14 protein-coding genes are annotated in these 25,109 nt (G+C 42.6%); 6 read left to right on the forward strand and 8 right to left on the reverse strand.

The genetic code is table 11. The annotated features are described in order from the left end of the window. Positions 1-69: 69 nt before the first annotated feature. From phoU to E2K93_RS03350, 4 genes are read right to left on the reverse strand one after another with little or no spacing between them, the layout of a single operon-like run. A complete protein-coding gene (phoU, locus tag E2K93_RS03335; RefSeq protein ID WP_135437729.1) occupies positions 70-783 on the reverse strand; it encodes a phosphate signaling complex protein PhoU in 714 nt (237 codons plus the stop codon). 16 nt (positions 784-799) lie between these two features. Beyond that, positions 800-1,624, reverse strand: coding sequence for a phosphate ABC transporter ATP-binding protein PstB (gene pstB, locus E2K93_RS03340; protein ID WP_135437730.1), 825 nt, complete (start codon positions 1,622-1,624; stop codon positions 800-802). Positions 1,625-1,682: 58 nt separating this feature from the next. Next, entirely contained in the window at positions 1,683-3,317 is a 1,635-nt protein-coding gene (gene pstA, locus E2K93_RS03345; protein ID WP_135437731.1) for a phosphate ABC transporter permease PstA, read from the reverse strand. Positions 3,318-3,330: 13 nt separating this feature from the next. Next, entirely contained in the window at positions 3,331-5,538 is a 2,208-nt protein-coding gene (locus E2K93_RS03350; RefSeq protein ID WP_135437732.1) for an ABC transporter permease subunit, read from the reverse strand. 370 nt (positions 5,539-5,908) lie between these two features. On the opposite strand from E2K93_RS03350, the gene E2K93_RS03355 reads away from it, so the two are divergent. Beyond that, positions 5,909-6,190, forward strand: coding sequence for a hypothetical protein (locus E2K93_RS03355; RefSeq protein ID WP_135437733.1), 282 nt, complete (start codon positions 5,909-5,911; stop codon positions 6,188-6,190). A gap of 7 nt (positions 6,191-6,197) precedes the next feature. On the opposite strand, the gene E2K93_RS03360 is transcribed toward E2K93_RS03355, so the two are convergent. Beyond that, positions 6,198-7,013: a ceramidase domain-containing protein gene (locus E2K93_RS03360; protein ID WP_135437734.1), complete on the reverse strand. Its 816-nt coding sequence runs from the start codon at positions 7,011-7,013 to the stop codon at positions 6,198-6,200. Positions 7,014-7,067: 54 nt separating this feature from the next. Beyond that, the gene (locus tag E2K93_RS03365; protein ID WP_228445468.1) at positions 7,068-7,721 is read right to left on the reverse strand and encodes a cupin domain-containing protein; all 654 of its coding nucleotides are present in this window, start codon (positions 7,719-7,721) and stop codon (positions 7,068-7,070) included. 375 nt (positions 7,722-8,096) lie between these two features. Here E2K93_RS03365 and E2K93_RS03370 point away from each other — a divergent pair, with 375 nt between their 5' ends. Continuing rightward, positions 8,097-10,706 carry a hypothetical protein gene (locus E2K93_RS03370; RefSeq protein ID WP_135437736.1) on the forward strand — a complete coding sequence of 870 codons (2,610 nt, stop codon included), beginning with the start codon at positions 8,097-8,099 and terminating at the stop codon, positions 10,704-10,706. 94 nt (positions 10,707-10,800) lie between these two features. Here E2K93_RS03370 and E2K93_RS03375 read toward each other — a convergent pair whose 3' ends face one another. After that, complete coding sequence (locus E2K93_RS03375) at positions 10,801-13,767, reverse strand: Ig-like domain-containing protein (protein ID WP_228445569.1); 2,967 nt, start codon at positions 13,765-13,767, stop codon at positions 10,801-10,803. A gap of 473 nt (positions 13,768-14,240) precedes the next feature. Here E2K93_RS03375 and E2K93_RS03380 point away from each other — a divergent pair, with 473 nt between their 5' ends. The 4 genes from E2K93_RS03380 to E2K93_RS03395 all read left to right on the forward strand — a co-directional run bounded on the left by E2K93_RS03380 (position 14,241) and on the right by E2K93_RS03395 (position 21,580). Continuing rightward, entirely contained in the window at positions 14,241-15,017 is a 777-nt protein-coding gene (locus tag E2K93_RS03380) for a DsbA family protein (RefSeq protein WP_189637843.1), read from the forward strand. Between the two features lie 240 nt (positions 15,018-15,257). Further along, positions 15,258-17,423, forward strand: a complete 2,166-nt coding sequence (locus E2K93_RS03385) for a M3 family metallopeptidase (RefSeq protein WP_135437739.1) — start codon at positions 15,258-15,260, stop codon at positions 17,421-17,423. A gap of 245 nt (positions 17,424-17,668) precedes the next feature. Then, positions 17,669-19,030: a sigma-54 interaction domain-containing protein gene (locus E2K93_RS03390; RefSeq protein WP_135437740.1), complete on the forward strand. Its 1,362-nt coding sequence runs from the start codon at positions 17,669-17,671 to the stop codon at positions 19,028-19,030. A 240-nt stretch (positions 19,031-19,270) separates the two neighbouring features. Beyond that, positions 19,271-21,580, forward strand: coding sequence for a hypothetical protein (locus E2K93_RS03395; protein ID WP_135437741.1), 2,310 nt, complete (start codon positions 19,271-19,273; stop codon positions 21,578-21,580). Positions 21,581-21,643: 63 nt separating this feature from the next. On the opposite strand, the gene E2K93_RS03400 is transcribed toward E2K93_RS03395, so the two are convergent. Further along, the gene (locus tag E2K93_RS03400; protein WP_135437742.1) at positions 21,644-25,093 is read right to left on the reverse strand and encodes an acyl-[ACP]--phospholipid O-acyltransferase; all 3,450 of its coding nucleotides are present in this window, start codon (positions 25,091-25,093) and stop codon (positions 21,644-21,646) included. Between the last annotated feature and the right edge of the window lie 16 nt (positions 25,094-25,109).

The raw sequence follows: 25,109 nt of genomic DNA on the forward strand, positions 1-25,109 counted from the left end.
AAAACAATTAAGCCATACTAGCAGAACTAATATAGCTTAATAAAATTGCCAGTGCTGATCAGACGGTGGCTACTGTTCTAGTAAGTCTTTAGCCACATCTTCATCAGATATATGACGTATTACTTTGCCTTTTACAAAGTAAATAACGTACTCACAAACATTTTGACAGCGGTCACCGATGCGTTCTAATGCACGAGCAGACCAAATCACCGACATAATTGATGGAATAGAACGAGGGTCTTCCATCATATAAGTCATTAATTGGCGCATTAAGGCTTCATAGGCACGGTCAATGCGATTATCACTTTGATGCACTTTTACCGCGGCATCAAAGTCCATTCGAGTAAAGGCATCTAAGGTTTCATGCAGTGTAGATAGTGTTAACTGACCTAGGTTTTCCAAGCTTAGTAATAAGTCTTGTTGTTTGGCACTGAATTGCTCTAATGCGACTTTCGCTATTTTTTCGGCTTCATCGGCGATACGCTCTAAGTCTGCAATGGTCTTAATAATGACCATCACCAAACGCAGGTCACTTGCCGCAGGTTGGCGTTTGGCGATGATGCGTGTGCATTCTTCGTCAATATCCACTTCAAGTTTATTTATTTTGTAGTCACTTGAAAGGACCTTTTGTGCCAATTCTACGTCGCTTTGATGAACCGAGCGCAACGCGTCTTTCAATTGCTGCTCAACCAGGCCACCCATGGTCATTACGTGATTACGAACAGCGTCTAGTTCCTGATTAAATTGACCGGAAATATGACGGCCAGTATCGATATTTTCCATCGTTGCTACTCCTTTATTAACCGTAACGACCGGTAATGTAATCTTCAGTTTTCTTCTTGCTTGGTGTGGTGAACAAGGTATTGGTATCTGCGTACTCAATCAAGTCGCCCATATACATGAACGCCGTTTGATCAGATACGCGAGCCGCTTGTTGCATGTTGTGCGTTACAATAACCACGGTATACTTTTCTTTTAAATCGTTGATCAATTCTTCAATGGTCAACGTTGAGATTGGATCCAATGCCGACGTTGGTTCGTCTAATAATAGCACTTCAGGTTCAATCGCAATGGCTCTAGCGATAACTAAACGTTGCTGTTGACCACCAGAAAGACCTAGCGCACTGTCATGAATACGATCTTTTACTTCATCCCACAGTGCCGCAGCGCGCAACGAGCGTTCACATACTTCATCCAATACTCGACGATTGGTTTCGCCAACCAAGCGCACACCATAAACCACATTTTCATAGATTGATTTAGGGAATGGGTTAGGACGTTGAAACACCATACCTACCTTGCGACGCAGTTGCGCAACATCAACGTGCTTGCCGTAAATATTTTCACCGTGCAAGTCAATTTGACCTTGAATGTTACAACTATCAACCAGGTCATTCATACGATTAATACAGCGTAACAAGGTTGATTTACCACAACCACTCGGGCCGATAAATGCGGTTACCTGGCCTTTTGGGATCTTCATTGAGATTCCATTAAGCGCTTGTTTATCACCGTAATGTAAGTTTAAGTTTTTAATTTCCAATGCCGTTTGTTCAGGCGTCAAATTGTTGATATCAACGATGTTGCCACTTGGCATAGCAATTTCTGGTTTAACGTTAATCATGGTTCATAATACTCTGTTAAATAATTCTTAAATTCTGTTCAAAAGCCCGTACTAACGGTTAGTGTTCCAAGGCTTTGTATTTTTCACGTAGGCGGTTACGAATGGTAACGGCCGTCATATTCAGGGCAACGATAATGCTGACCAATAATAACGCGGTTGCATAGACTAATGGTCTTGCCGCTTCGACGTTTGGACTTTGGAAACCAACATCGTATATGTGGAAGCCAAGGTGCATGAATTTACGCTCAAGATGTAAGAATGGGAAGTTACCATCTAACGGTAGCGTCGGTGCCATTTTCACTACACCAACCAACATTAATGGCGCAACTTCACCAGCTGCACGAGCTATCGCTAAAATGATACCGGTCATAATCGCCGGGCTGGCAATCGGAATAATAATACGCCATAAGGTTTCAGCTTTCGTTGCGCCCAATGCCAATGAGCCATGACGCATGCTTGAAGGAATACGTGACAAACCTTCTTCAGTCGACACAATAACCACTGGTAAGGTCAATATCGCCAAGGTAATCGCCGACCATAATACGCCAGGAGAACCAAAAGTTGGGCTCGGTAATGATTCTGGGTAGAAAATCTGATCCAGTGAACCACCAATCATATAGACGAAGAAGCCCAAGCCAAATACACCGTAAACAATCGACGGTACACCTGCCAAGTTAATAACGGCAATACGCAATAATTTAGTAAATGCATTGTTACCGGCATATTCATGCAGATAGATAGCCGCAACCACACCTAATGGCGAAACGATAACCGTCATCAATAATACCATTAGTACGGTACCAAAAATTGCCGGGAATACACCGCCTTCGGTGTTTGCTTCGCGTGGGTCGTCTGCGATAAAGGCACCAATTTGCGCAAAGAACATGCCGGATTTAGCAAAGAACCCCATGTCATTATTGAAGTTAATTTGAATAACCACTTCAAGAGGGATATCTACTTTGCTGCCATCCATTGCACGAACAATAATCTTGTCACGTTTAACCTCATCTCTAAGGGCTGCCAAACGACTTTCCAACTCTAGGTATTGGTCATTTAACGCTTTTCGGTCGGCAGCGAACTCAGCTTTTTTAGCGTCATTTAGCTTACCATCTAACTCAGCTTTGCGCTCTTTTAAGCGAATGCGTTCAAGTTCATAGTTAATGGCACCAATGTCGACTTTTTGCAGATCAATGATGTCGTCTTGTAAGTCGTTAACACGGTCAATAAAAGTATCTAGTTGATTAACGTCAACTTGCTTACCGTCCATGTACACTTCTTCAATAAAGCCATAAAAGTTACCGTTGGTACGACGTTCAATAACCGCGACTGACTTAGGTTGTGATTGCTCGACAACCATAGGTTCTAATATCCAGCGAAAATCAAGCGGTACCAATTCACGGTTACCGGTTTTCACTAAGTAACGAGTAACAAACTCCTCACCTTTTAGATCAAGTTGGGTTTTACCCAGTTGCACCGCTGGCACTTTTTCGGTTTCATATATTTCACCGATAACCGTCGATTTAATACCGTTTGGATCTTGCAATTCAAACTGATGGATATCTGATGGCCAAAAGTATGACAGACCACGGGATGCGATTAGAAACAGCAAGCCCACTACCGAAATCAAGCTTATGGTTACACCGGCGGCACTTAGCCATACCCATGGAGAACCTGATTTAAACCAATTATTCATTGTGAGTTATTCCCTAAAGTGAGCTGTACTTTTCACGTAGACGCTGACGAACAAACTCAGCTAACGTGTTAAAAACAAAAGTAAATACAAATAGAACGAAGGCTGCTAAGAACAAAATACGGTAATGTGAACTACCCACTTCAGACTCAGGCATTTCAACCGCAATGTTTGCTGATAAGGTACGCATACCCTGGAAGATGGACCAGTCAATTACTGGTGTATTACCGGTAGCCATTAACACAATCATGGTTTCACCGACGGCGCGACCTAAGCCCATCATCACCGCCGAGAAAATACCCGGACTGGCGGTTAACAACACAACTTTAATTAAGGTTTGCCATTGCGTCGCACCAAGTGCAAGTGAGCCTGAGGTTAAATGCTTAGGTACCGAGAAAATCGCGTCTTCAGCCATTGAGAATATGGTTGGTATAACCGCAAAGCCCATGGCGATACCAACGATTAGTGAGTTACGTTGATCAAAGTTAATGCCTAAATCATTAGTTAGGTATTGACGCATGTCACCGCCAAACATACTGGCTTCAACTACTGGCGATAAGGCAAACGATAACCAACCAGCAAAAATCAAAAATGGTAATAAAATAAGTGGTGAATACGTTTCAGGGATCATCGCCTTAATTTGCTTCGGTAAGTTATACCAAACATAGGCAACAACAACCGTGGTCACCGGCAAGGTGATTACCAGCATAAACACCGCCGGCAAATGTTCTTCAATTAACGGTGCTAACCAAAGACCAGCCAAGAAACCTAAAATAACCGTCGGTAATGCTTCCATTAACTCGATTGTTGGCTTAACCGTGCGACGCATTACTGGTGGCATAAAGTAGGCGGTGTAAATAGCCGCAGAAATGGCAATTGGTACCGCAAATAACATCGCATAAAATGCTGCTTTCATAGTACCGAATGAAATCGGCATCAATGAGAATTTCGCTTCAAAGTCATCAGAGCCTGACGTTGATTGCCAAATAAAGTCTGGTTCAGGGTAACCTTCATACCAAACTTCTTGCCACAATGCCGACCAGGTAACTTCTGGGTGCTCGTTATCAACGTTGATTAACTCGATACCATCTGTTGCCGCAACAACCAAACCATTAGCACGCGGCATGATGGTCAATAATTGTTTGCCATTATCAAGCAGCTTACCGGTCCACAACTCAGACTCTGAAGTTGTGTAGTAAATACCAACCATGCCGGATTCTGTTGCTGCAAAAAAGCTCTTACGATAAAGCTCAGGATAAATCGCCACAACCGCTTCCGACTCGCTTACCGTGAAAGAACGGATACGTTTAAATTGACGACCATCCTTAGCGGCAACTTCAAAATACTGATGAACTTGACCGTCACTGGTACCAATTAATACCGAGCTAGATCCTGACAGTAATGCCATTGAGGTAATTTGATTGTTACTATTGGCAACCGGTTCAAAGTCGGCACGTTTTGGTACGTCCCAATCATCTTCAAAGTCATAAACATCAACACTTTCACCAGCAACCACAAAAGCTGTGGTCATATCTGGCGTGATGCCAACAAATTTAATGTTTTCGACATTGTCTTTCACCAGTTGATACTCCGCAGAGTATTCTGGATCCCAACTAAAATCGTCTTCGGCAATCAATGAGGTTTTAATCAAACGGTCATCTGCTGTTAATGCAATAAAGGTCGCACGTTCGGCGTCCATGGCAAATGATAATTGCGAAAGGGTTTGCTCATCTTCATCAACAATAATCGCCTCTTCACCAAGTGGGTACTCAATGCTTGGGTGAATAACGCGCGTATCGCCAATAAACTCGGCACTAAACTTAGGTCTAAACAAGCGCACCGTGCCATTATCAAGCAGCAATAAATAATTACCATCATTCATGCTTTGCACAGACGCTAATGTTTCGCCACTGACAAGTAAGTCTTGTTCGAGTAACAATTGGTTTGCCTGACGTGAACCGTCTTCTTCAATTTGGAAGAAACGAATAACACCTTGATTATCGATATCGAATGCGATTTCTCGCAGCTCATCGACACCGGCGGCCAACACGTTAGTTGTCGTTGATGAGACTTTTTGCAAAGGCTCTACCGACGCCGATTCGAAAACCGGCTTAACCACGTAAACAAGATATAAGAAGATCAAAACAAGGGTGAAAAGTACACTGACTCCACCCGCAGAAATCATCCATTTAGCAAGATTATTTTTAATCTGCCTGGACTTCATCGTTTTTGCTGCTATCGACACAGAACAACCTATCTGATTAATAAATTTTACAACTGCGGCGATTATAAGAAAGAAATATGACAGTTTTGTTACAGGAGTGAAATAAAGCTTAAAAAGGACGCAAAAAACCCCTACCAAATTTTCAGTAATTCGGTAAGTTGCACAATAAACAACGGCCAGGCGCTGACCACTTACAATTTTTTAACAAATTAATGTAGCCAACAAATATGACAAACATTTGACACTTTTATGAATATTAACAATACGCTGCCACACTCTAGCGTTATTTTACTGCTTCAGATAAGGTATAAAAGGTTAACTTGATGTCAATCAAACTGTCTTTTTTAAAGGCACTATAAGATAAACCCTAATGAAACAAGATAAACAAATTCTCTACCTGAAAATCAGCATTGTCCTTGGTCTGATATTGCTGATCGTGGGGCACTATATTTTAAGCTACAGCGAATTGCCGCAAACTATGGGCATTCAGGGTTTGATATTAGGTGGCGCCTGCATGGCATTTGGGATTATATTTTCATTACCGACCAAAATGTACCTGACATTTTTACTGGTTAAACGTGAAACAGACAAAGACCTTGCAGAGAAAAGCCTTGCAGAGAAAAGACAAGTCGATAAAAACAATCAGCACTAACCGCGCTTTAAAGTAGCTCAGACACCTTGCGTTTAACCAACAGACAAACACATAAAATCGCCATACTGGCCAACAAGTGCTTCAGGGTATGACCGCTGATGGCATACGCGGTGTATTGATACACTGCCTTATCATTGTGCTCACAGACTTTGGCCAGTAAATACAATGCAAAGGTTCCCCACAATAAGGCATAACGTTTGCCTTTAGCTGGATATAACAGAAGTAATAACGGGATGTTAATGATGGGCAGCAATTGCAGCCAGTAATACAAGCGCAAATCATCAAACCAAAGCCAGTAAAGCAATGATATAAAACCGAGTAGCAAAAGTATCAGCAAACCTTGTTTAGCAAACCAAGAATGCACAAACTCAGCTAATAATACCGCAAACAGCGCCATAAAACCGACCGTCATTGGCAAGCGATCCCAAAACAACGAACTATTGCTCGGTGTAAAGTGATAATAAGCTGAACCAAGCGCGACCAAGGCCACGCCAATAAAAAAGATTTGCCATGCCAACTTGGTGTTTAAACCACGCAAGTTGCGACATAACCACAGCCCATAACCGCCAACCAGCATAAACGCTATGTTAGACAACACATTGGCATAATTGGCAATAACGTACATCGCGCGTTGATCAGCAAAGTCATGGTAACTTTGCGATTGCACAATAACCGGTAAACTAAATAGATAAAATAAACTGGCGATACTGACGATAGCGAGTACCACTGAGCGCCAATCTAGATTGGTGTAATCACTATCTGATTTGGCACTCTCTATTTTGCCACTGTCACTAATACCACTTTGCGCTTTATCAGGTTCCATTGCTTAGCACCGTTCTTTACCCACTGTTCTTTACCCACTGTTCTTTACCGTGGATTATCCCATGTAACCTGTTTTGACCAATATTGTGCAGCCTTGTTCACTAAATGAAGTATGTTTGGAATAATTCGGCGAACGCACCCAGGTCCCCTTAGGATATTGGCCATACTCATCAGCAAAAACACCATCGAGCACCAATATTTCTTCACCGCCTGCATGCACATGCTCTAAAAAATGTGTGCCCGGCTGCCAACGAACCAAGGCGGTGTGCTCTGTGCCATAGGAGTGTAACGGCATTACCGATAGCCCCTCGACTCTGCCTGGCAACCATGGTTGTTGTTGCGTATTGATGTTGATGCTTGTGCTATCGCCTGCTTGAAACTGATTAAGTTTGACAAACAACACACACCCTTTTGCGCTTTTGGGAGAATGAAAGGTACCTGGTGGATTACGAAAATAGCTGCCGGCTGGATAGCTACTGTGTTCATCTTCAAAAACACCGTCTAAAACAAAGATTTCCTCACCGCCTGGATGATGATGCGCACTAAAACTGGTACCAGCGTCATAGCGCACAATACTGGTGGTTAAACCCGTTTCTGCCGCTTCGCGTTCCAGTTTTTTGCGCCAAACACCAACGCTTGGCGATGCTTCCCACGCCATATCTTGGCTGTTGATCACCAATCGTTGGCTTCTATCTAAGTTTAAACTCACAAAATACTCCGAGTGAAATCTGTTCACACTGTAACCCAAAGTGTAACAGGTGTAACACCTCTCCCTCCAGTAAATAACCATGAATATCATAAGGTTAAAACTTTATCGCTGCAAAAGTGTCCATAAGCGATGTTTAAATAAGTCTCTCGCCTCCATAAATGAAATATTTAACCTTAAATAACAAAGCCTTACACAAATGGCTTAAACATTGCTATGACACATCACTCGCGAGAGTGCTTTCTGGTGTTCGGTTACGACCATATTTTCCAAGGAAGCGAATGTTAATTCAGCTCACGCTGAAATCGACGGTTAACTATTACCGCCAACAATTACCTGAATAATTATCAATTAACGCAGTAATAAAATGGTGACACTATGGAAAAATTACTAAAACTCAAACAGTTTGCCTGTAAGCTACCACTGCTTCTGGGGAGCACACTCCTCATTAGCTTTAGCGCCGCACAGGCTAACACCAGCAACCCCATCTTTGATGGCCCGGCCAACAGCAAGAATTACTGTATGGCTGATGCGTATTACGCCACGGGGGGGAAAGGTCTTAAAAATACAGTAGGTGAATCACTCAACTGTACTGCAAACGATGTCGAGATCACCACAGTTACCGTCAAAGCGGTGAATGGTACCCCTCCTGATCCAAGTACTGGTGATTTTACTTGTACGAATGGATCCGAGATTGTAGTAACCGCGGATCTTCGAGTCAGAACTAACGCAAATGAGCGTTGGGACACCACCTTCTATTTGCCCCTTAATCAAAAGTCGCCTCAGGTAGTACAGCAAGACTCTGAAGCCTGTAGCATTGTCATTCCAAAAAACGAATTTGCTACTGACATTCCCTCTGGAATATTAGTCGCGCAAGATCTCGATGATGATTTTTGTGGCGATATTGCCAAAGGACCTTTAGTGAATGATGAATACACTTTAGTAGATGCGACCTTTACCATGCTTTGTGATGGTGGCGATGATCAACAGGTCGATTTTGTCTATTGTGCCGGTTGGGACAACCAAGAAAGAGACAATTGTTCAGCCGACGAACCTTACCCAGGGCAAGAGCCCAACACCACCTCTAAGTGTAACTGTGGTGACATTCCGCTTAATATATTTATCCAACCCGATCCACCCGTTCCAACGAAAACATTAACGTCAGTTTCGACTTATGAAGAACCAGGCGGCGAGTTTGAATACACATACAGTTTCACCAACGACAGTACACAAAGTTCAATTTTCATTCATGCCCTTACTGATTATATTGATTTAAGCGCTGATGGATCGTTTGAAGCTGCATACGCTTTGGATTTATGGGGACCAATTTATACGTTCCCAGCGGGAGATTTACTCGAGGATTCATTACCTGCTGATGGGGTTTATTTAACCGCTTCCACATGTAATAAAAATAATGGCGCCTCGATTGAAGTTTTACCAGAAGATACTTTTTCCTGTACATTTAAGGTATTTATTGTCGATCGAGATTTACCCGATGATCAAAGCCCTGAAATATACGGTGATGTTGTTCAGGCAACATTAAAAGATGTTAATGGCGACAGTGTTGGTAATCCGACGTCATGTGAAACGGTTCAATACGATCCGAATGGTCAAGCGTTTGCTACTACTGGTTTATTGGATGCCAGTACCCCTAGTAATAACGATGATAAAGTATGTAGTAATCCCGAAGAGGTCAATATAACCAATGATCTTCCAACGATTACAGTTACCAAAAATGCCGTAAGTATTGATGCTATAACTGGCGTTGAAACGGATGTAACGGAAATTGTGGAACCTGGAGAAGATGTTACATACAAAATCACCGTTGAGAATACATCTGGCTTCCATGACTCACCTTTAGCTTTGACAAGTATTACGGATCCCAAATTTCCAAACATCAATGGTGCGACTGAATGTAATACAACCAACGTTACTATTGCCTTTGGAGATACTTATACATGTTACTTTACACGCTACGTAGCAGTAGATGCAGGATCTGATACAAGCTTTGATAATACCGTTACAGCAACCGCTGATGATAACGAATTAACAGAAGCTACAGATACTGGCATGGAGTCTCTAAATGTTGTTGATGTAGAAACCAATATAACCCTGGTCAAAACGGCAGGAACTGCAGCCAATAACGTCGCATTTGAGGTTGATGAAACTGGCGATACAAACCAAACCAGAGATGTTGAGTATACATATCGATTTAGCGTCGATATAGATGCTGTTGACGATGTGGAATTTAGAACCTTAGATGACCTAGTCGATTATGATTCAGTGTCTGAGACTGGTACAGCTGTGCCTCTAACAAGTCTCTGTAATATATCTGCAGACAGCAACAACGCCAATATAATGCCTGAAATCGCGTTATATGACTCTAATGCAGATGAGGGATATACATTAAGCCCTGGAGAATGGGCTGAATGTAAGATAACCCTACCAGTATCAGGCAATGCTGGCGACAGTTGGTTGAATAAAGCGACAGTGACAGGTGTTGATAGCGATGGGGCATCAGTATCAGCAATGGATCCCGCTGAAGTTGTATTCACTAATTTAGGGTTACAAATAACACCTAATTTTGCTTTTAAACTCAATGTTTATGTCACCTTAAGCAATGGTGGTGTTGATAATGTAGATATTACCGGCATCACTATTGGTGATTTAGCACTTGCTGACGGTGTGACTCTTACCGACACATTCATTGTCCGTGATGAATCGACATCTTATGGCTATGACTACCCTAATGAAAGCAATTTGCCTTTCTGTGCAGTTGATACTGCCAATCCAGATATTTTGGTAGGTGAAACCTACAAGTGTGGATTTACTCTTGAACTGTTACCTGGGTTTGCTAACCCTACAGACGTAGCTGGGGTTATGGCCACATTATCAGGTACAGGTGGGCTTGTATTTACTGTTAATGATGGTGATACAGCAGATACAAGTGTCATTGTAGGCATCACTGTAGAGACTGCGGAGCCTTAACACATAGTGTAGAAATATAAAATCACTAATCAAAAGCCAGTAAGCATAAACTTACTGGCTTTTTTCTATCGTTTTTAAGGGTGTTTATACAATGTTAACCTTTAGGCTTTTTGCCACCGCCGTTGCCACCATTGCCACCGTTACCACCACTGCCACCGCCATCATCACCGGATGATTGTAGACTGATGTTTACCGTTGCCGTCGACTGGTTAACACCATCACTGATGGTATAACTAAAACTGTCCGTCGATTTGAAGCTTTTCGCTGGGCTGTAACGAATCATGCCATTGGATAAAACAGTTACACTGCCCTTATTGCCTTGAGTAACAGCACTAACCACTAAGTTATCATTTTCAGGATCAGAATCATTACTCAGCACATTGATGTCAATTGGGCTCTTTGCTGACAACTCTACAACATCATTAACCGCGTTTGGCGCGTTATTGACTGTCTCCAGTACACGATAAGTTGCATTGGCATTCGCGTTATAATTAGCGTCAGCGTTGTTTACCGCCGACAACATTATCGAGTAATCCATCGATTCAGCGTTTTGTGCTGAGATAACAGTAATTGACACAGCTTTTTGTGTACCACTTGCCAGATTTGCCGTCACAGTGTTGCTTTGCCACCCCGTCGGGACATCGGCTGAGATGCTGAAATTAGCATCATCACAATCACTGCTATTGTTATTCACTACGAGCAGTTGATACTCCAATGGCTGCCCCGATGTTGCTTGTTGCAATGCTGCCGATGTTAGCGTCAATGTTGGGGTTGAAAGCTGGCACGCTAATGTTCTGTCAACGCTAAAGTTAACATCAACAAAACTAACCAAGTCTGCATTAGCATTGTTTTTCGCCGAGACCGACAACTGATAATCATCTGTTAACGCTGCCTCTGCCGATGTTATTGTCAGTGCGACTTGTTGACTTTGCTGTGGCGCAAGTTGCAATATTTTAGACTCGGCCAGCCACTGCTGTGGCACCACGGTGTCCAATAAATAGCTGCTCGAATCACAGGCTTCATTATCTAGATTGGTCACTAACATTTGATAGGTAATTGCCTCACCTGCGGCAACAAAAGATTGCGATTGAGATAACAACTGCAACTGCGGTGTGACAGCAACACATTCAGGTAGCGGCGATTCAATCACAAAATTAGCGCTAGCTGTGCTGCTATATTCAGGGCTGCTTTGATTGGTCGCTGTAAAATCAATATTGTAAAAACCATCCGCTGCGGATGTTGATGAGCTGACAACAAGGTTTTTAACCACGGACTGACCAGATTCAAGCACGACCTGCAACTGTTCAGCACTCCAACCGTCTGGTAACGTCGCTGTTAAATCGAAACCTGTTGCTGCACAGTGAGTGTTATTATTATTGGCTACAGTGATGGCATAACTAACACTCTCGCCAGCTGTTTTCCAAGTCGCCGGTTCTTGCACCGATATTGTCGGTTGAACTTGCAGACACTGCGCTTGATCAAGCTGTACGTTTACCAAAATGCCTTGTTCTGTAATTTGTACTGGTTCAATGGTGATACCTGCATCTGCGTCATGGAACTGCTGGCCAAGAGGCAATGCGGCATCGTCCCAGTCATAAAAATCACTCTCAGGTGTCATATCTAAATAACGAGAACTTTCAATATTGGCATCACTGGCATAATGGACAATCACCCCTTGTGTCAAAGCCGGCGTATCCGCAAGAAAATCATCAAAACCATGTGCTGTACGATATTCAAGGTAGTACCAATAATGATTACCATTGGCGTCTTGATGACGTAACAGTTTGACGCCTTTGACACCGGGCACATCAGAATCGGCCAATGGGCTGATTAGGTAATCACCACTTTCTGAAATAATGTCAATACTCGGTGCTATATCGTTAGCCCAATTCAAAATCTCTTTATTAAAGGCATTAAAGTGCCCTTCGTTTCCGTAGGCACCCATAACATCAATCTTATCGCCATAACTTATGTTTAAGCAGTTATCGGCAATTGATTGATAACCACACTCAAAGGCATTGGCATGTTGCAAGCCAAAATTGTGACCTAATTCGTGGGCTATGGTATTTAACGTGAATGAGCCATTTATATAGGTTCGCCCTGGGTCACCACCAAGAGTCGCTTTACCTGTCCAACCACATGCAGCATTTTCAGGGAAAATATAAATAATTTTGTCATAAGCGTTTATATCGACACCTTTAGCGTCCATAACATCACGCGAAGCCACATAGATATCCCATGAATCACAGCTTTGTTGGATAGGAAGTGTTTGGAAGTCTTCAACGTAACCGGTTAGCCATGTTTTGCCGTAAGAGTTTTCTTCAACAAAGGCGTTTACATCGCCAAATACCAGGCTTTCAGCCTGCTCTGCCGTCCATGGTTTTACATCGGCGTTATCAGCAAAGTTAATCAACATAACAAGGGTCGATTGCTCGCCAATCGTTGCTGAACTCGACACTGCAGAGGCTTGTGAAACAGTGTTTTGCTCAAGTTGAGATTGCTCTAACACAATGTATGACTCTTGAGCTGATTGCAGTTCAAGCCCCTCAACAACAACTTGTGCACCTGAGCGTATATCTTGCAAAGGTTTACCCGACGTAGGTTTTAGTAAAAATCGCTTATTGTCAGATATAAGAGTGTATTGCAACTCTGTTTGACCTTGTCGCGGAGAATCCTGATAGATCACCTCAATTTGCCCAGACAGTTTGCGTTTCTGCAATAAATACGGGGCAATTTTACTATTCTGGCTGCTATTAGGAATAGCTAGCTTTAGCACCTCTTTTGGCGAATACTCGATAAGCTCTAATAACCCGGCATGTCGTTGTTTAGCCAGATCAAGTACAGCTTGTTGATGCAGCTTCGACTTATCATTGCTTTTTGCCAATTTTGAAAGCTTTAAAGATTGTTGTTCAAGATTGGAAAGCAAAGCCTCAACATTACGATCATTGGATTTTTTTTCAGACGCATAAGCCGTATTGATACAGCTTAGAAATATCGTGGTAAATAAAAACAGGTAAGAGATTTTTAGCGCAAAAATCCCCTCTGCCTTTAGCGCAGACATAAATTTCAAAACAAATTCCCCTAAATTTGTCGTCAAATATTCATCATATCTATTTGATTTATTGATGAATTACTTAAACAACAATCTCGGTTTATGCCGAGTAATTTTATAATGAGTAAAAACACAAAAAGGTAAGCAGTCGCTTACCTTTAAATGCAGTGCCCTAGCAAGACACGCCAAGCATACTAACAAACCCTTTGTTCACAACTCAACCACAAAAAGAACACTTTTTAACCGAAAACTAAAAACTCTTTAAGAATCAATAACACCTGTTAGAAAAAAATATTCACTATTTTGTAACGCTGGCAAAACATTGAACCAATATCGCAATAAAGCCTTTCGTGATTGCCCAATTGCCATTCCTTTCCTAAACTCTGTAGCATAAATACAGGCTGTATTAGCGTTGTTGAATTACAAGTTTGCCTTTAACAAAACTCAAACACTCCCAAAAAATCTGGTACAGGATGAATACCATGAATATCGGTCTGAAATATAATGTCATTATCGCCCTCATTTTGCTTTGCAGTGGTTGCAATGAGCCGAGCAATCCAAACGCTAATCAACAAAACAACACTCAAAAACTAGAAAAACAAATACAGGAATTGCAAACGCAAATATCGACCTTAGCGAAACAAGTGGCCGACATTCATGAAATAGCCATGAGCTCACAACGTCCAAAATCGAGAAAGCTTGGCACCTTAGAGGATTTTAATCGAGGCGATACCATACCTAAATTAGGTAGTGATGATGCGACCGTAGCCATTATTGAATTTTCAGACTTTGAATGCCCGTACTGTAAACGTTTTATCGATCAAACCTTTGCGTATGTTGACAAAACCTTTATAAAGACAGGCAAGGCGGCCTATTATGTTCGTGATTTTCCTTTATCATTTCACCCAAAAGCCAGAGGTGCAGCTGTCGCAGGTTTTTGTGCCAACAAGCAGCAAAAATATTGGCAATTGCGAAATACGTTTTTTAATAACATGGCTAAATTATCAGAGCAGTATTACCAACAAGTTGCCAGCGAGTTACAACTTGACATGGCTGCCTTTAATGAGTGTCTTAAGCAAACCGATCAAAGCAAAATAAATGAAGACATTGCCTTGGGCAAAGCCATAGGCGTAACCGGAACGCCGGCATTTGTCATTGGTAAAATAGATGGCAATACCCTTAAAGAGGCGCAATTGATCATTGGTGCACAGCCGCAAGCCTCGTTTGATTATGTTATGAAGCAATACTTAGCACAATAACCAGAGCTCTGTGCAGCTACTAAGTAAAACTTTTCAGTCAACCTGTAATGTTTTCGTAACAACAATTTGGTATTTATTAAAAGTTTAGCGCCCGATCAGGCAAGAATTGTTTTACTTGCAGCTCACTTTGTTATAAAACGAATGCACTAATTTTTATTTTAGTGGTGTATTTGCTTATCCTTTCACCTTTAGTGAGCTAAACGATTGCACTGCAACCTATTTTTAACCAGGGAGCTTTTAATGAAAGCACGTATTTTATCGCCAATAGCCCTTGCTATTGCGTTAGCTGGCTGTAACGCTGGCAACAATGAGGTAGAGTCAAGTCAAGCTGAGAAAACCGTTGCTCAAGCTGATGTTGTTGTTTCTAACCCATTTTTCACTGACTACACCACACCATATAAAGTACCGCCTTTTGAAAAGATCAAAATGTCGCACTACCGTCCAGCATTTGATCGTGCTATGGAAGAGCAAATTGCCGCCATTGACGAAATTGCGAACAATGAAGCCGCTCCTACTTTTGAAAATACCATTGAAGCAATGGAAAAATCAGGTGACTTGCTAACCAAAGTAACCAACACCTTTTACGGTTTAATCGGTTCAATGTCGACGCCTGAAATGCAAGCCATTTCAAAAGAGTACTCGCCGAAGCTATCTGCTATGGGTGATGACGTTTACTTAAACGAAACCCTATTTGCCCGTGTTAAAGCAGTATATGATCAAAAAGATTCATTAACGCTTAATACCGAGCAAAAGACATTACTCGATAATGCTTACAAAGGTTTTGTTCGTGCTGGTGCTAACTTAAACGCCGAAGATAAAACGAAACTTCGCGAATTAAACAAGCAAATCTCTAAATTGTCTATTCAATTTGGTGAGAACCTATTAGCTGAAACCAACGCTTTTGAGCTTGTGATTGATAACAAAGAAGACCTAGCAGGCCTTCCGGATTCAATCGTTGCCGCAGCCGCAGCTACCGCAACAGAGCGTGGTCATGAAGGTAAGTGGGTGTTCACCACTCATCGTCCAAGCTTCTACCCATTCTTAACCTATTCAACCAATCGTGAGTTGCGTGAACAATTATTCTACGCATACACACACCGTGGTGATAACGACAACGCCAACGATAACAAAGCCATCGCCTCTGAAATGGCATCGCTTCGTTACCAACGTGCGCAATTGCTAGGTTACAAAACTCACGCTCATTACGTGTTAGAAACCAACATGGCGAAGACGCCTGAAAACGTTTACAACCTATTGAACCGTGTTTGGGGTCCATCATTAAACCGTGCTAAGCAAGAAGTTGCCGATATGCAAGCCTACGCTGAAAGCGAAGGCTTTGAAGGTACGCTAGAAGCATGGGACTGGTGGTTCTATTCAGAGAAAGTTCGTAAAGCAAAATACGACCTTGATGAATCAATCACCAAACCATACTTTGAGCTGAACAACACCATGCAAGGTGTGTTCTATACCGCTGAAAAATTATGGGGCGTTACCTTCAAGCAACGTGATGACCTACCAAAGTATCACCCTGACGTGACCACTTACGAAGTTTTCGATAAAGACGGTTCGACCATTGGTGTTTACATGACCGACTTCTACGTTCGTTCATCTAAGCGCGGTGGTGCATGGATGAGCTCGTTCCAGAAGCAATACAAAATGTATGGTGAGAACGCACAGCCAGTTATTTATAACGTACTTAACTACCCTGCCCCTGTTGGTGATGAGCCAGTGCTACTGACATTCGATCAAGCGTCAACCTTATTCCACGAATTTGGTCACGCTATCCAAGGTCTATTATCTGACGGTTACTACCGTTCATTGACGGGCACGTCACTACCACGTGATTACGTTGAGTACCCATCACAAGTTATGGAAAACTGGATGACACAACCAGAAGTATTGCAGCAATTTGCTAAGCACTACAAAACGGGTGAAGTTATCCCAGCTGAACTTGTTGAGAAGATTCAAGCATCAGGTAAATTCAACCAAGGTTTTGCAACAACGGAATACATGGCAGCCGCTTTGTTAGACCTTAAGTGGCACACCCTTGAAACCGCAGAATTGCAAGAAGCAGACGCTTTTGAAGAAGCGGCAATGAAAGAAATCGGTTTGATTTCTCAAATCGCCCCGCGTTATCGTTCGACTTACTTCTCGCACATTTTTGCTGGCGGCTACTCGTCTGGTTACTACGGATACATTTGGTCAAACATTTTTGACGCAGATACCTGGGAAGTCTTTAAAGAGAAAGGCATCTTTAACCAAGAAGCGGCAACAAGCTACCGTAAAAACGTACTAGAGTCTGGTGGTACTGAAGATCCAATGGAAATGTACAAGCGTTTCCGTGGTAAAGAGCCAAACCCTGACTACTTACTAGAACGTCGTGGTCTAATGGAAAATAATAAATAACTCTTTGTTATTTTTAGCAATGATAAAAAGCCCACCTCGAGTGGGCTTTTTTAAATGCCTTTGTTAAAAAAGAGTTTGCAATCTAAAACCCAATGTAATTAGACATTTGCCCAACAAAAATCAACTTCACTATGACCCTATTGCTTGCCAAATCAATATTGGTAACCTATCGTTTAATTGCTGCACCAGAAACATCCGGCCTTAATTGGTAAGGCTTTCGCTATACAAAGGAAAATGTGACGACGATGGAATCGCCTGAAAGATCACAAAACAGAGCCTTGTTGGTTCTGAACGAAAGCGACAAAACATACAATTGGCAATCGAAATTACATCAAGCGGGATGGAATTACTTTATTGCCAATGATCTCAAGTCTGCCCGTCATTATATTGAACAAAATAAAGCGGTTGTCGCTTTGGTTTTTCTCAGCGAGGGCAATTATCGACGCACGTTCAGTTGTATTGAAAAACTCAAACAACAATTTAATGCTCTGCGCTTGTTTGCCGTTATTGAATCTGAAGATTTATTAGAAAAACCGAGCAGCAACAAAATTCCATTACTGTTCAATGACTTTTTTCACCCGCCACTAGATTACCAGCAACTAATCTATGAACTGGGTCATGCCCATGGCATCGCCCAACTGGCAGTGTCTCATCTATCGACGAATAGTTGTTCGGATAGTCTTGAACTGGTTGGTGAAACCCAAGCAATAAAAGAGCTACGCTCTGTTCTGGTAAAAATTGCCAAATGCGATAACTCGGTATTGCTAAACGGTGAGACGGGAACCGGAAAAGATCTTTGCGCACAACTCATTCACAACCAGTCTCATCGTCAAAACGGGCCATTTATTACCATTAATTGCGGTGCCTTGCCGCCTACTTTGATTCATTCTGAGCTTTTTGGTCATGAAAAGGGGGCATTCACCAATGCCGATAAACAATATATAGGTCATATTGAACGAGCCGATAACGGTACCTTGTTTCTCGATGAAATTGGTGATTTACCGCTAGACCAACAAGTGAGTTTGTTGCACTTTTTAGAAAACCACAAAATCGAACGAATTGGCGGCCACAAACTGATTGATGTTAATTGCCGGGTTATTTTTGCCACTCACGTCGATTTAGAGCAGGCCATTCATGAAGGAAGGTTTCGCGAAGACTTATATCACCGCATTAATGTTTTGCAACTCACTATCCCAAGTCTTAGAGAAAGACCACAAGATATCTCGTTGTTAGCTAAATTCTTTTTAGCTCAATACAGTGAACAAACTGATAACTACCGATTTAGCAAAGACACAATAAACGCGATGACAGAATATTCTTGGCCAGGCAATGTTCGAGAGCTTGCTAATCGCGTGCAACGCGCGTTAATAATGGCTGATACTAAGATAATCATAGTCGACGATTTAGGTATCAAAGCACAACATTCTCCCAGTAACAATGTTCGCTTGTTGCGCCAACGTGCTGACATCGATGGTGACACGCTTATTAACGCCATGCGTGATAATAACCACAATATATCTGCCGCGGCGAGACAACTGAAAATATCTCGTACCACTTTTTATCGTTTACTTAAACGCTGCAATATTCAATTAAGTACCGTTAAATGATTGACCTAAATGAGCCCTCAGCCAAAAACTCACAGAAAATCAATAGATTAAAATAATGACACACTGTGTAACTTAAAATATTCATAATTAAATCATGTTGTTACCAACAACATTCATATTATCTACTTTAAACTGCTTACCTAAATTAAATTAAATCCATATTTTTCAATTAGTTAAAACTTGGTACAAGAGTTGCCTATTCCAGTTGCATTTCAAAATTGTCTACAACTGGAGGTAGCTATGATTTTTAATAAGGCTAAGGATGCTCTTAAAGCCTCACAAACTAAATTCGGGCTGATGTTTGTGATTTTAACGAGTACTTTTTTTCTCGGTATACATGCAGTCAAAGCGGTTGACCCTAACAGGTTATCTGGCGCCATATTTACCACAACACCTGATGGTTCAATCGTCAATGAAAATGTTCGTTATGAGAGTAAAGAACAGGTGTTTTTAGATGGTGGCCCAGGACTTAATGCGCCTCGAAGTGCAGCAGCACTGCCGGCGGGATACTATTATTTTCAAGTAACGGATCCGTCAGGAAAATGTCTGTTATCGAGTATCTTCGAAGATGCTGGTGTGAATGGCGGTACCTGTTTTGAATCCGTTAAAGGTAGAGGTGGCCCGAAAAATGCTCAGACTTTTAGCGCAGAGCCTCTTTCTTGCCGATTATTCTATTTTGATGGTGAAGATGGGATCACGTTAATGAACTCTACCTACACCGTAACTGAAAAAGTTAAAGGTCAAATGGTCGAACGTAGCTACCCATGTCAGCATAAACTGGGTACGGAATACATTGCTGAAAATGGTGGTAGTGGCACGCCTCCTGACGGCGAGACGTTACAACTATTCCCTTATGCCAACACCCCAAACCCAGGTGGTGTCTACAAAGCATGGGTATCCGCGGCACATAGCGTGCACAGTGCCTGTGGCGTAGCTGACATGGATGCCATGAATAGCAGTGGGGAAACAGGTGAAGGCTGTAATGGTTTTTTCGGTTTTATACCTCGCTGGTCTAAAACCGATAATTATAAAGCCGATCACTTTAACCCGCCGCAAGGGTTTGATGTCGGTATATTAAAGTATCATGATGCCAATCTAAACTGTCAATTCGACGACCTAGATCAATATTATAATGACCAATACATCGCTGGTTGGGAAATAGGTGTAATAGAACCTAACGGTGGTGATGGTGAAGAGCAAATTTACATGACATCAAATGATGAAAATATGCCGTTAGCATTTTCAGTGCTCGATAAAGAGCATCTTGCATGGAGCACCCATGAATACCGTTGGGCGAATACGCCAACAACACCACTAGCACTTACCGCACTGAATACAGGCTCCACTCACATCACCACCTACGCAGACTTACTTGATGTTTCTCGCACCATCATTGAAAAAGAAGGCGTTGGTATTTTTGCTAGCGTAAATGCATGTACAACAAATATTCAAAACTATGTCACTCGATTAGCCACCGAACAAACACCAGACTTTGTTCCAGGCGATTATGCGCAAGCGATTGATGGCGCGGATAATCCGCCACAATTATATGTGCGATTTGGTAATGTCGGTTTTGATGATATAACCGTTTGTAAAGTCTATTCAGCCGATAAAGGTGGTACCTTGAGTGGTAATGAACCCATTATAGAAGGCTGGCCTATTACACTCACTGTCCCTAAGACCGTGCCGCTACCAGATATCAGTGATACCGCAGCAAAAATTACCGCTAAATTCGGTGGCAGTGTCGATGTTGACATCGTTGATGGTAGCTTAACAGTGACTAAATATACCGACACTAGTGGTTGTGTCACTTTCAATGGCTTGTTGCCGAACGCGTATAAAGATGATCTGAATAATTTAAATCCTATTATTGCCGTGGCATCTGGTGAAGAAAGCCAATACGTTATCTCTGAAGCTATGCCATCTGGCTGGTACTCGGGTGGGCCAACATCATACAATTTCGATGTCATATCTACGGCCAGTGGTGGTAACATCGCCGGTGCTTTGGTTAATCTAAATGTCGGTCAAATGACACCACCGAGCGGCGCCGATGCGGCGTTTGGTAATTATTGTAAAGTAACCGTTGATTTTGATACTAAAGGTTACTGGCACAACAACAATGGTCAGGCCGAACTCACTCAAGCCGATATTGATTATGCCAATTCAAAACTGCCATATAGTAGTCCATCCGCATATTTTGATGCCGGTGATGAGCCTTTTGATTCTAAATTGGAAGTCTCACTGTTCTTGATAGATGATAATGGCAATGCGGACTTAAATGGCCACCAAGAGCAACTTGCACAACAATTGTTGGCGTTTATTTTTAACGTCAGACATCGTGCATCAATGGATGCTCAAACTCATTTTGATGGCACGCTTATGACCTTTTCCGAAATAATAGATTCATCAATAGTGATTTGGGCTAGTGGCAGTTCTGCTGAAAGAGTCACACGCCAAGAGTTGCTTAATAGTTTCAATGAAAACAATGCGGTTGAGCTCGTACCAGATCAAGCACTGTGTGAGCAGCTTTATCCGGTAAACAATAATTGAGAATAACAAAAGTCGATGAATAGCCAGAGCAGATACGCTCTGGCTATTTTTTATAACGACCAATTAAACCGCCAATTGCAACGCCAGCCTCTTTGACGCAGCAAAGTCTGTTTTACCACTGCCAAGCTTAGGCAACGCATCCACTTTGAACAGCTTTGATGGCATCATTAACGGATTACAATCATTGGCAATCAGCAGTTGCTTTACTTCACTCAGATCAATATCGTGCTCTGTCAGAGCGACAATGGCCTCGCCTTTTTTCGCATCGGGAATGTTTACCGCAACAAACTCCACATCCGTTACAGCATTGGCAAGTTGTAATTCGACAGCCGTTAGGCTGACCATTTCACCACCGATTTTGGCAAAACGTGAATAACGGTCAACGATGGTTAAAAAACCGTCTTTATCTAAATGACCTTTATCGCCGGTTTTATACCAACGGCGACCATCCATTTCAATGATCGCCTCGGCGGTTTTCTCGGCATCATTTAGGTAACCTAACATCACCTGGCTGCCGGAAATCAATATCAGACCATCATCTCCGGCCGGTAGGGTTTCCATGCTCTCTGGGTCAACAATTCGGAATGAGCAACCCGGCACAGGCATGCCCACGGTACCTTGCTTACTGCCGGTTTGTACTTGAAAATCACCGATATCCAATTGATCAGGAATATTGACACTGGCAACCGGCGTTGTTTCTGTCGCGCCATACCCTTCATAAATGTCCTTACTGAATTTTTGCTTAAACTGTTCACGTACATCCGCTGGCAGTTTTTCAGCGCCAGCGACTACGGTACGTAAGCTGTCGAGCATCAGCGGCTCCACTTTTCGATTGCGCACATACAAGCGTAAAAACGTCGCTGTGGCACACAACATAGTGGCTTTTTGTTTGGCAATGGTTTTGGCAATATTAACCACATCGGTCGGGTCTGGGTGACAGACCACCTTAATACCTTCAAGCAACGGCAAGAAGGTGGTTACCGTCAAGCCAAATGAATGAAATGGCGGTAAGGTACCCATGACGACTTCGTCTTCTTTAGTGCGCAATACATCACTTATCTGACGGATGTTGGCACTAAAATTTCGATGACTTAGCACGATGCCTTTTGGCGTTCCTTCACTGCCACTGGAAAACAAAATGGCGGCAGGCGAGTCAATGGCAACGGGTTTTGCCAACAAATGATAACACCAGCGTGCAGGTAATAACGCAGTGGCCAGCATCGATGTGAACAAACGCACCTTAGACAGCTGTGGCTTTAGATCCTCCATCATCACCACATTGACATTGGCAAGCATGGCTTCAGTATCAACGCCCTTACTGTTCAGCTTTTGCAGAAATTTTTGCGAACTTATCACGGTTTTTATTGCGGCATTGTCCATCCCCGCATTAACCGCTTCAACACTGGTGGTGTAATTCACATTTACCACGGTTTGGCCATTTAAAAGCACCGCCATATTGGCAATTACCGACGCACTTGAGGAGGGCAACATCAAGCCAATATTTTGACTATCGTCTAGACGCTTAATGTTACCGGCGAAGGCATAACAAGCCGCCAATAACTTTCGATACGATAGCGCTTGGCCATTAGAATCAACTACGGCATCGGCAGACGGCGTATCCTTAACACTTTGCATAAACCCTAAAGGCAAAGGATCTGTTTGCTTGGTTTGATGTTCCCAAGCTTCAAATGACAACTCAAAGACTTTTTGTTTGAGCTCTTGTGCATTGGTGCTCATCGCTAACGGTTGACCAAAAGCGATCACCACATCACGGCGCAGGCCGTTAATGGTGTTATTACGCAGCTTGTCACTATTGGCTCTCGACATACGTGAGCCCCATAAGCCATGTAAGTAAAATGGAATAATCGCGCCTTCAACATCATCGACTACACGCTCAAAACCACTGCGAAACACACCTAACGAACCGGTACGACTGATTGCACCTTCTGGAAATAAGCACACCACTTCACCGGCTTTTAATGCCTCGTTAACCGCCGCCAACGATTCTTTTGAATTACCTCGACTGATAGGAATGGTGCCGAACAATTTTACCAACGGTTTAACATACCAACGCTCGTATATGCTGCGTAACATAACAAAGCGTACCTTACGAGGACAGGCCATTTGTACTAATAGCCCGTCAATCCAGCTGATGTGATTGCCCAGCAATAATACACCGCCTTCGCTTGGCAGATGTTCAAAACCCAAGACTTCAAGCTTATATCGACGACGCATCACAAAGGTGGCAATAATGCGCACCAATGAATGTGGTAATTGCCATACCGTGTATAACGCGCCCGCTAATGCTAACGCCGACAACAAATAAAATACACCTACTGAGCTTATACCCCAGGTAACCAAACCAATGGTCGCGATTAAGCCAGTTAACATGGCGACATTTTGCACCCAGTTATTACCGGCTAGCACTACACCTAACTGATCTTCTTTGGCGTGATATTGAATTAACGCGTTAAGCGGAATGATAAACAAACCACCGCTGATCCCGGCAATGAGAAATACCGCCGCCATCACATAAGCCGAGTCTAACGAAGCAATGATGGCAAGCGATGCGGTAAACGCCAACGCAGATAACGGGATCAGGCCAAGCTCAATATGATTTTTCGATACCTTGGCGGCAATGATAGAGCCGATAACAATACCAATACCGGTGCAGGCCATAATACCTTGCACAATCAACGCGTTGTCGGATGCCAGCACCTCTTTCGCAAATGCCGGAAACGTCGCTAACATGACTTGTGATACCGACCAGAACATAGACAGGCCAATAATTGACAACCAAATAACCCGATCAGATAAAATCAGCTTGAGGTTATCTTTTAAATACTTGCCTTTGACGTATTGATTTAACTCTAATCTCTTGCTGTCATCTTTTGGTTTGGTGATAGGCAGCTTGCTGGCGTAATACCACTCAACCAATGATAAAGCGACAAACACCCAACCTAACCACACCACCGATTGCATAATGGTTGTGGTGTTTAACTCAGATGCATTAGGAACCATCATTTCAAACAGCGCCGAGAATACAAAGGTACCACCTAAAATCGATACGATAGTAACCGCCTGTACGCTGGCGTTACCTTGCGCTAAGTTTTCCACGCCGATTAACTCTTTTAAGTAACCGTACTTGGCTGGCGAATAAATTGCCGATTGAATGCCCATAATCAAGGTCATAATAAAGGCTGCTTCAAACCAGCCTTGGAAATAACAAAAGGTGATGATTGACGTGGCAACGACAGCAACAATGGCGCTGATGCGCATGATATGCGGTTTAGGGTATTTATCGGCTAGATGCCCCGAAGGCGAAAACAAAAATATGAATGGCAATAATATTAATGCATTCAATATCGCCGTTAAGACAATTTGCAGCTCACCGTCGTAAATTTTAAATACGGTGTTTTGCACAACAATTTTATGGCCTAAGTCGACAAAGGCATTGATAAACACCATGACGATGTAAGCAAAAAACCCCTTAAAACCAAGTAAGTGTTTCATGAGAAAGCTGTCCTAT

This window comes from Thalassotalea sp. HSM 43 (genome assembly GCF_004752005.1).
Taxonomy (GTDB): domain Bacteria; phylum Pseudomonadota; class Gammaproteobacteria; order Enterobacterales; family Alteromonadaceae; genus Thalassotalea_A.

What these genes read in the sequence shown, in the direction of transcription:
- E2K93_RS03350 (WP_135437732.1), bottom strand. Translation starts at nt 5,538, where the DNA reads ATGAAGTCCAGGCAGATTAAAAATAATCTTGCTAAATGGATGATTTCT.
- E2K93_RS03390 (WP_135437740.1), top strand. Translation starts at nt 17,669, where the DNA reads ATGGAATCGCCTGAAAGATCACAAAACAGAGCCTTGTTGGTTCTGAAC.
- pstB (WP_135437730.1), bottom strand. Translation starts at nt 1,624, where the DNA reads ATGATTAACGTTAAACCAGAAATTGCTATGCCAAGTGGCAACATCGTT.
- E2K93_RS03395 (WP_135437741.1), top strand. Translation starts at nt 19,271, where the DNA reads ATGATTTTTAATAAGGCTAAGGATGCTCTTAAAGCCTCACAAACTAAA.
- pstA (WP_135437731.1), bottom strand. Translation starts at nt 3,317, where the DNA reads ATGAATAATTGGTTTAAATCAGGTTCTCCATGGGTATGGCTAAGTGCC.
- E2K93_RS03355 (WP_135437733.1), top strand. Translation starts at nt 5,909, where the DNA reads ATGAAACAAGATAAACAAATTCTCTACCTGAAAATCAGCATTGTCCTT.
- phoU (WP_135437729.1), bottom strand. Translation starts at nt 783, where the DNA reads ATGGAAAATATCGATACTGGCCGTCATATTTCCGGTCAATTTAATCAG.
- E2K93_RS03370 (WP_135437736.1), top strand. Translation starts at nt 8,097, where the DNA reads ATGGAAAAATTACTAAAACTCAAACAGTTTGCCTGTAAGCTACCACTG.
- E2K93_RS03385 (WP_135437739.1), top strand. Translation starts at nt 15,258, where the DNA reads ATGAAAGCACGTATTTTATCGCCAATAGCCCTTGCTATTGCGTTAGCT.
- E2K93_RS03400 (WP_135437742.1), bottom strand. Translation starts at nt 25,093, where the DNA reads ATGAAACACTTACTTGGTTTTAAGGGGTTTTTTGCTTACATCGTCATG.
- E2K93_RS03360 (WP_135437734.1), bottom strand. Translation starts at nt 7,013, where the DNA reads ATGGAACCTGATAAAGCGCAAAGTGGTATTAGTGACAGTGGCAAAATA.
- E2K93_RS03375 (WP_228445569.1), bottom strand. Translation starts at nt 13,767, where the DNA reads ATGTCTGCGCTAAAGGCAGAGGGGATTTTTGCGCTAAAAATCTCTTAC.
- E2K93_RS03380 (WP_189637843.1), top strand. Translation starts at nt 14,241, where the DNA reads ATGAATATCGGTCTGAAATATAATGTCATTATCGCCCTCATTTTGCTT.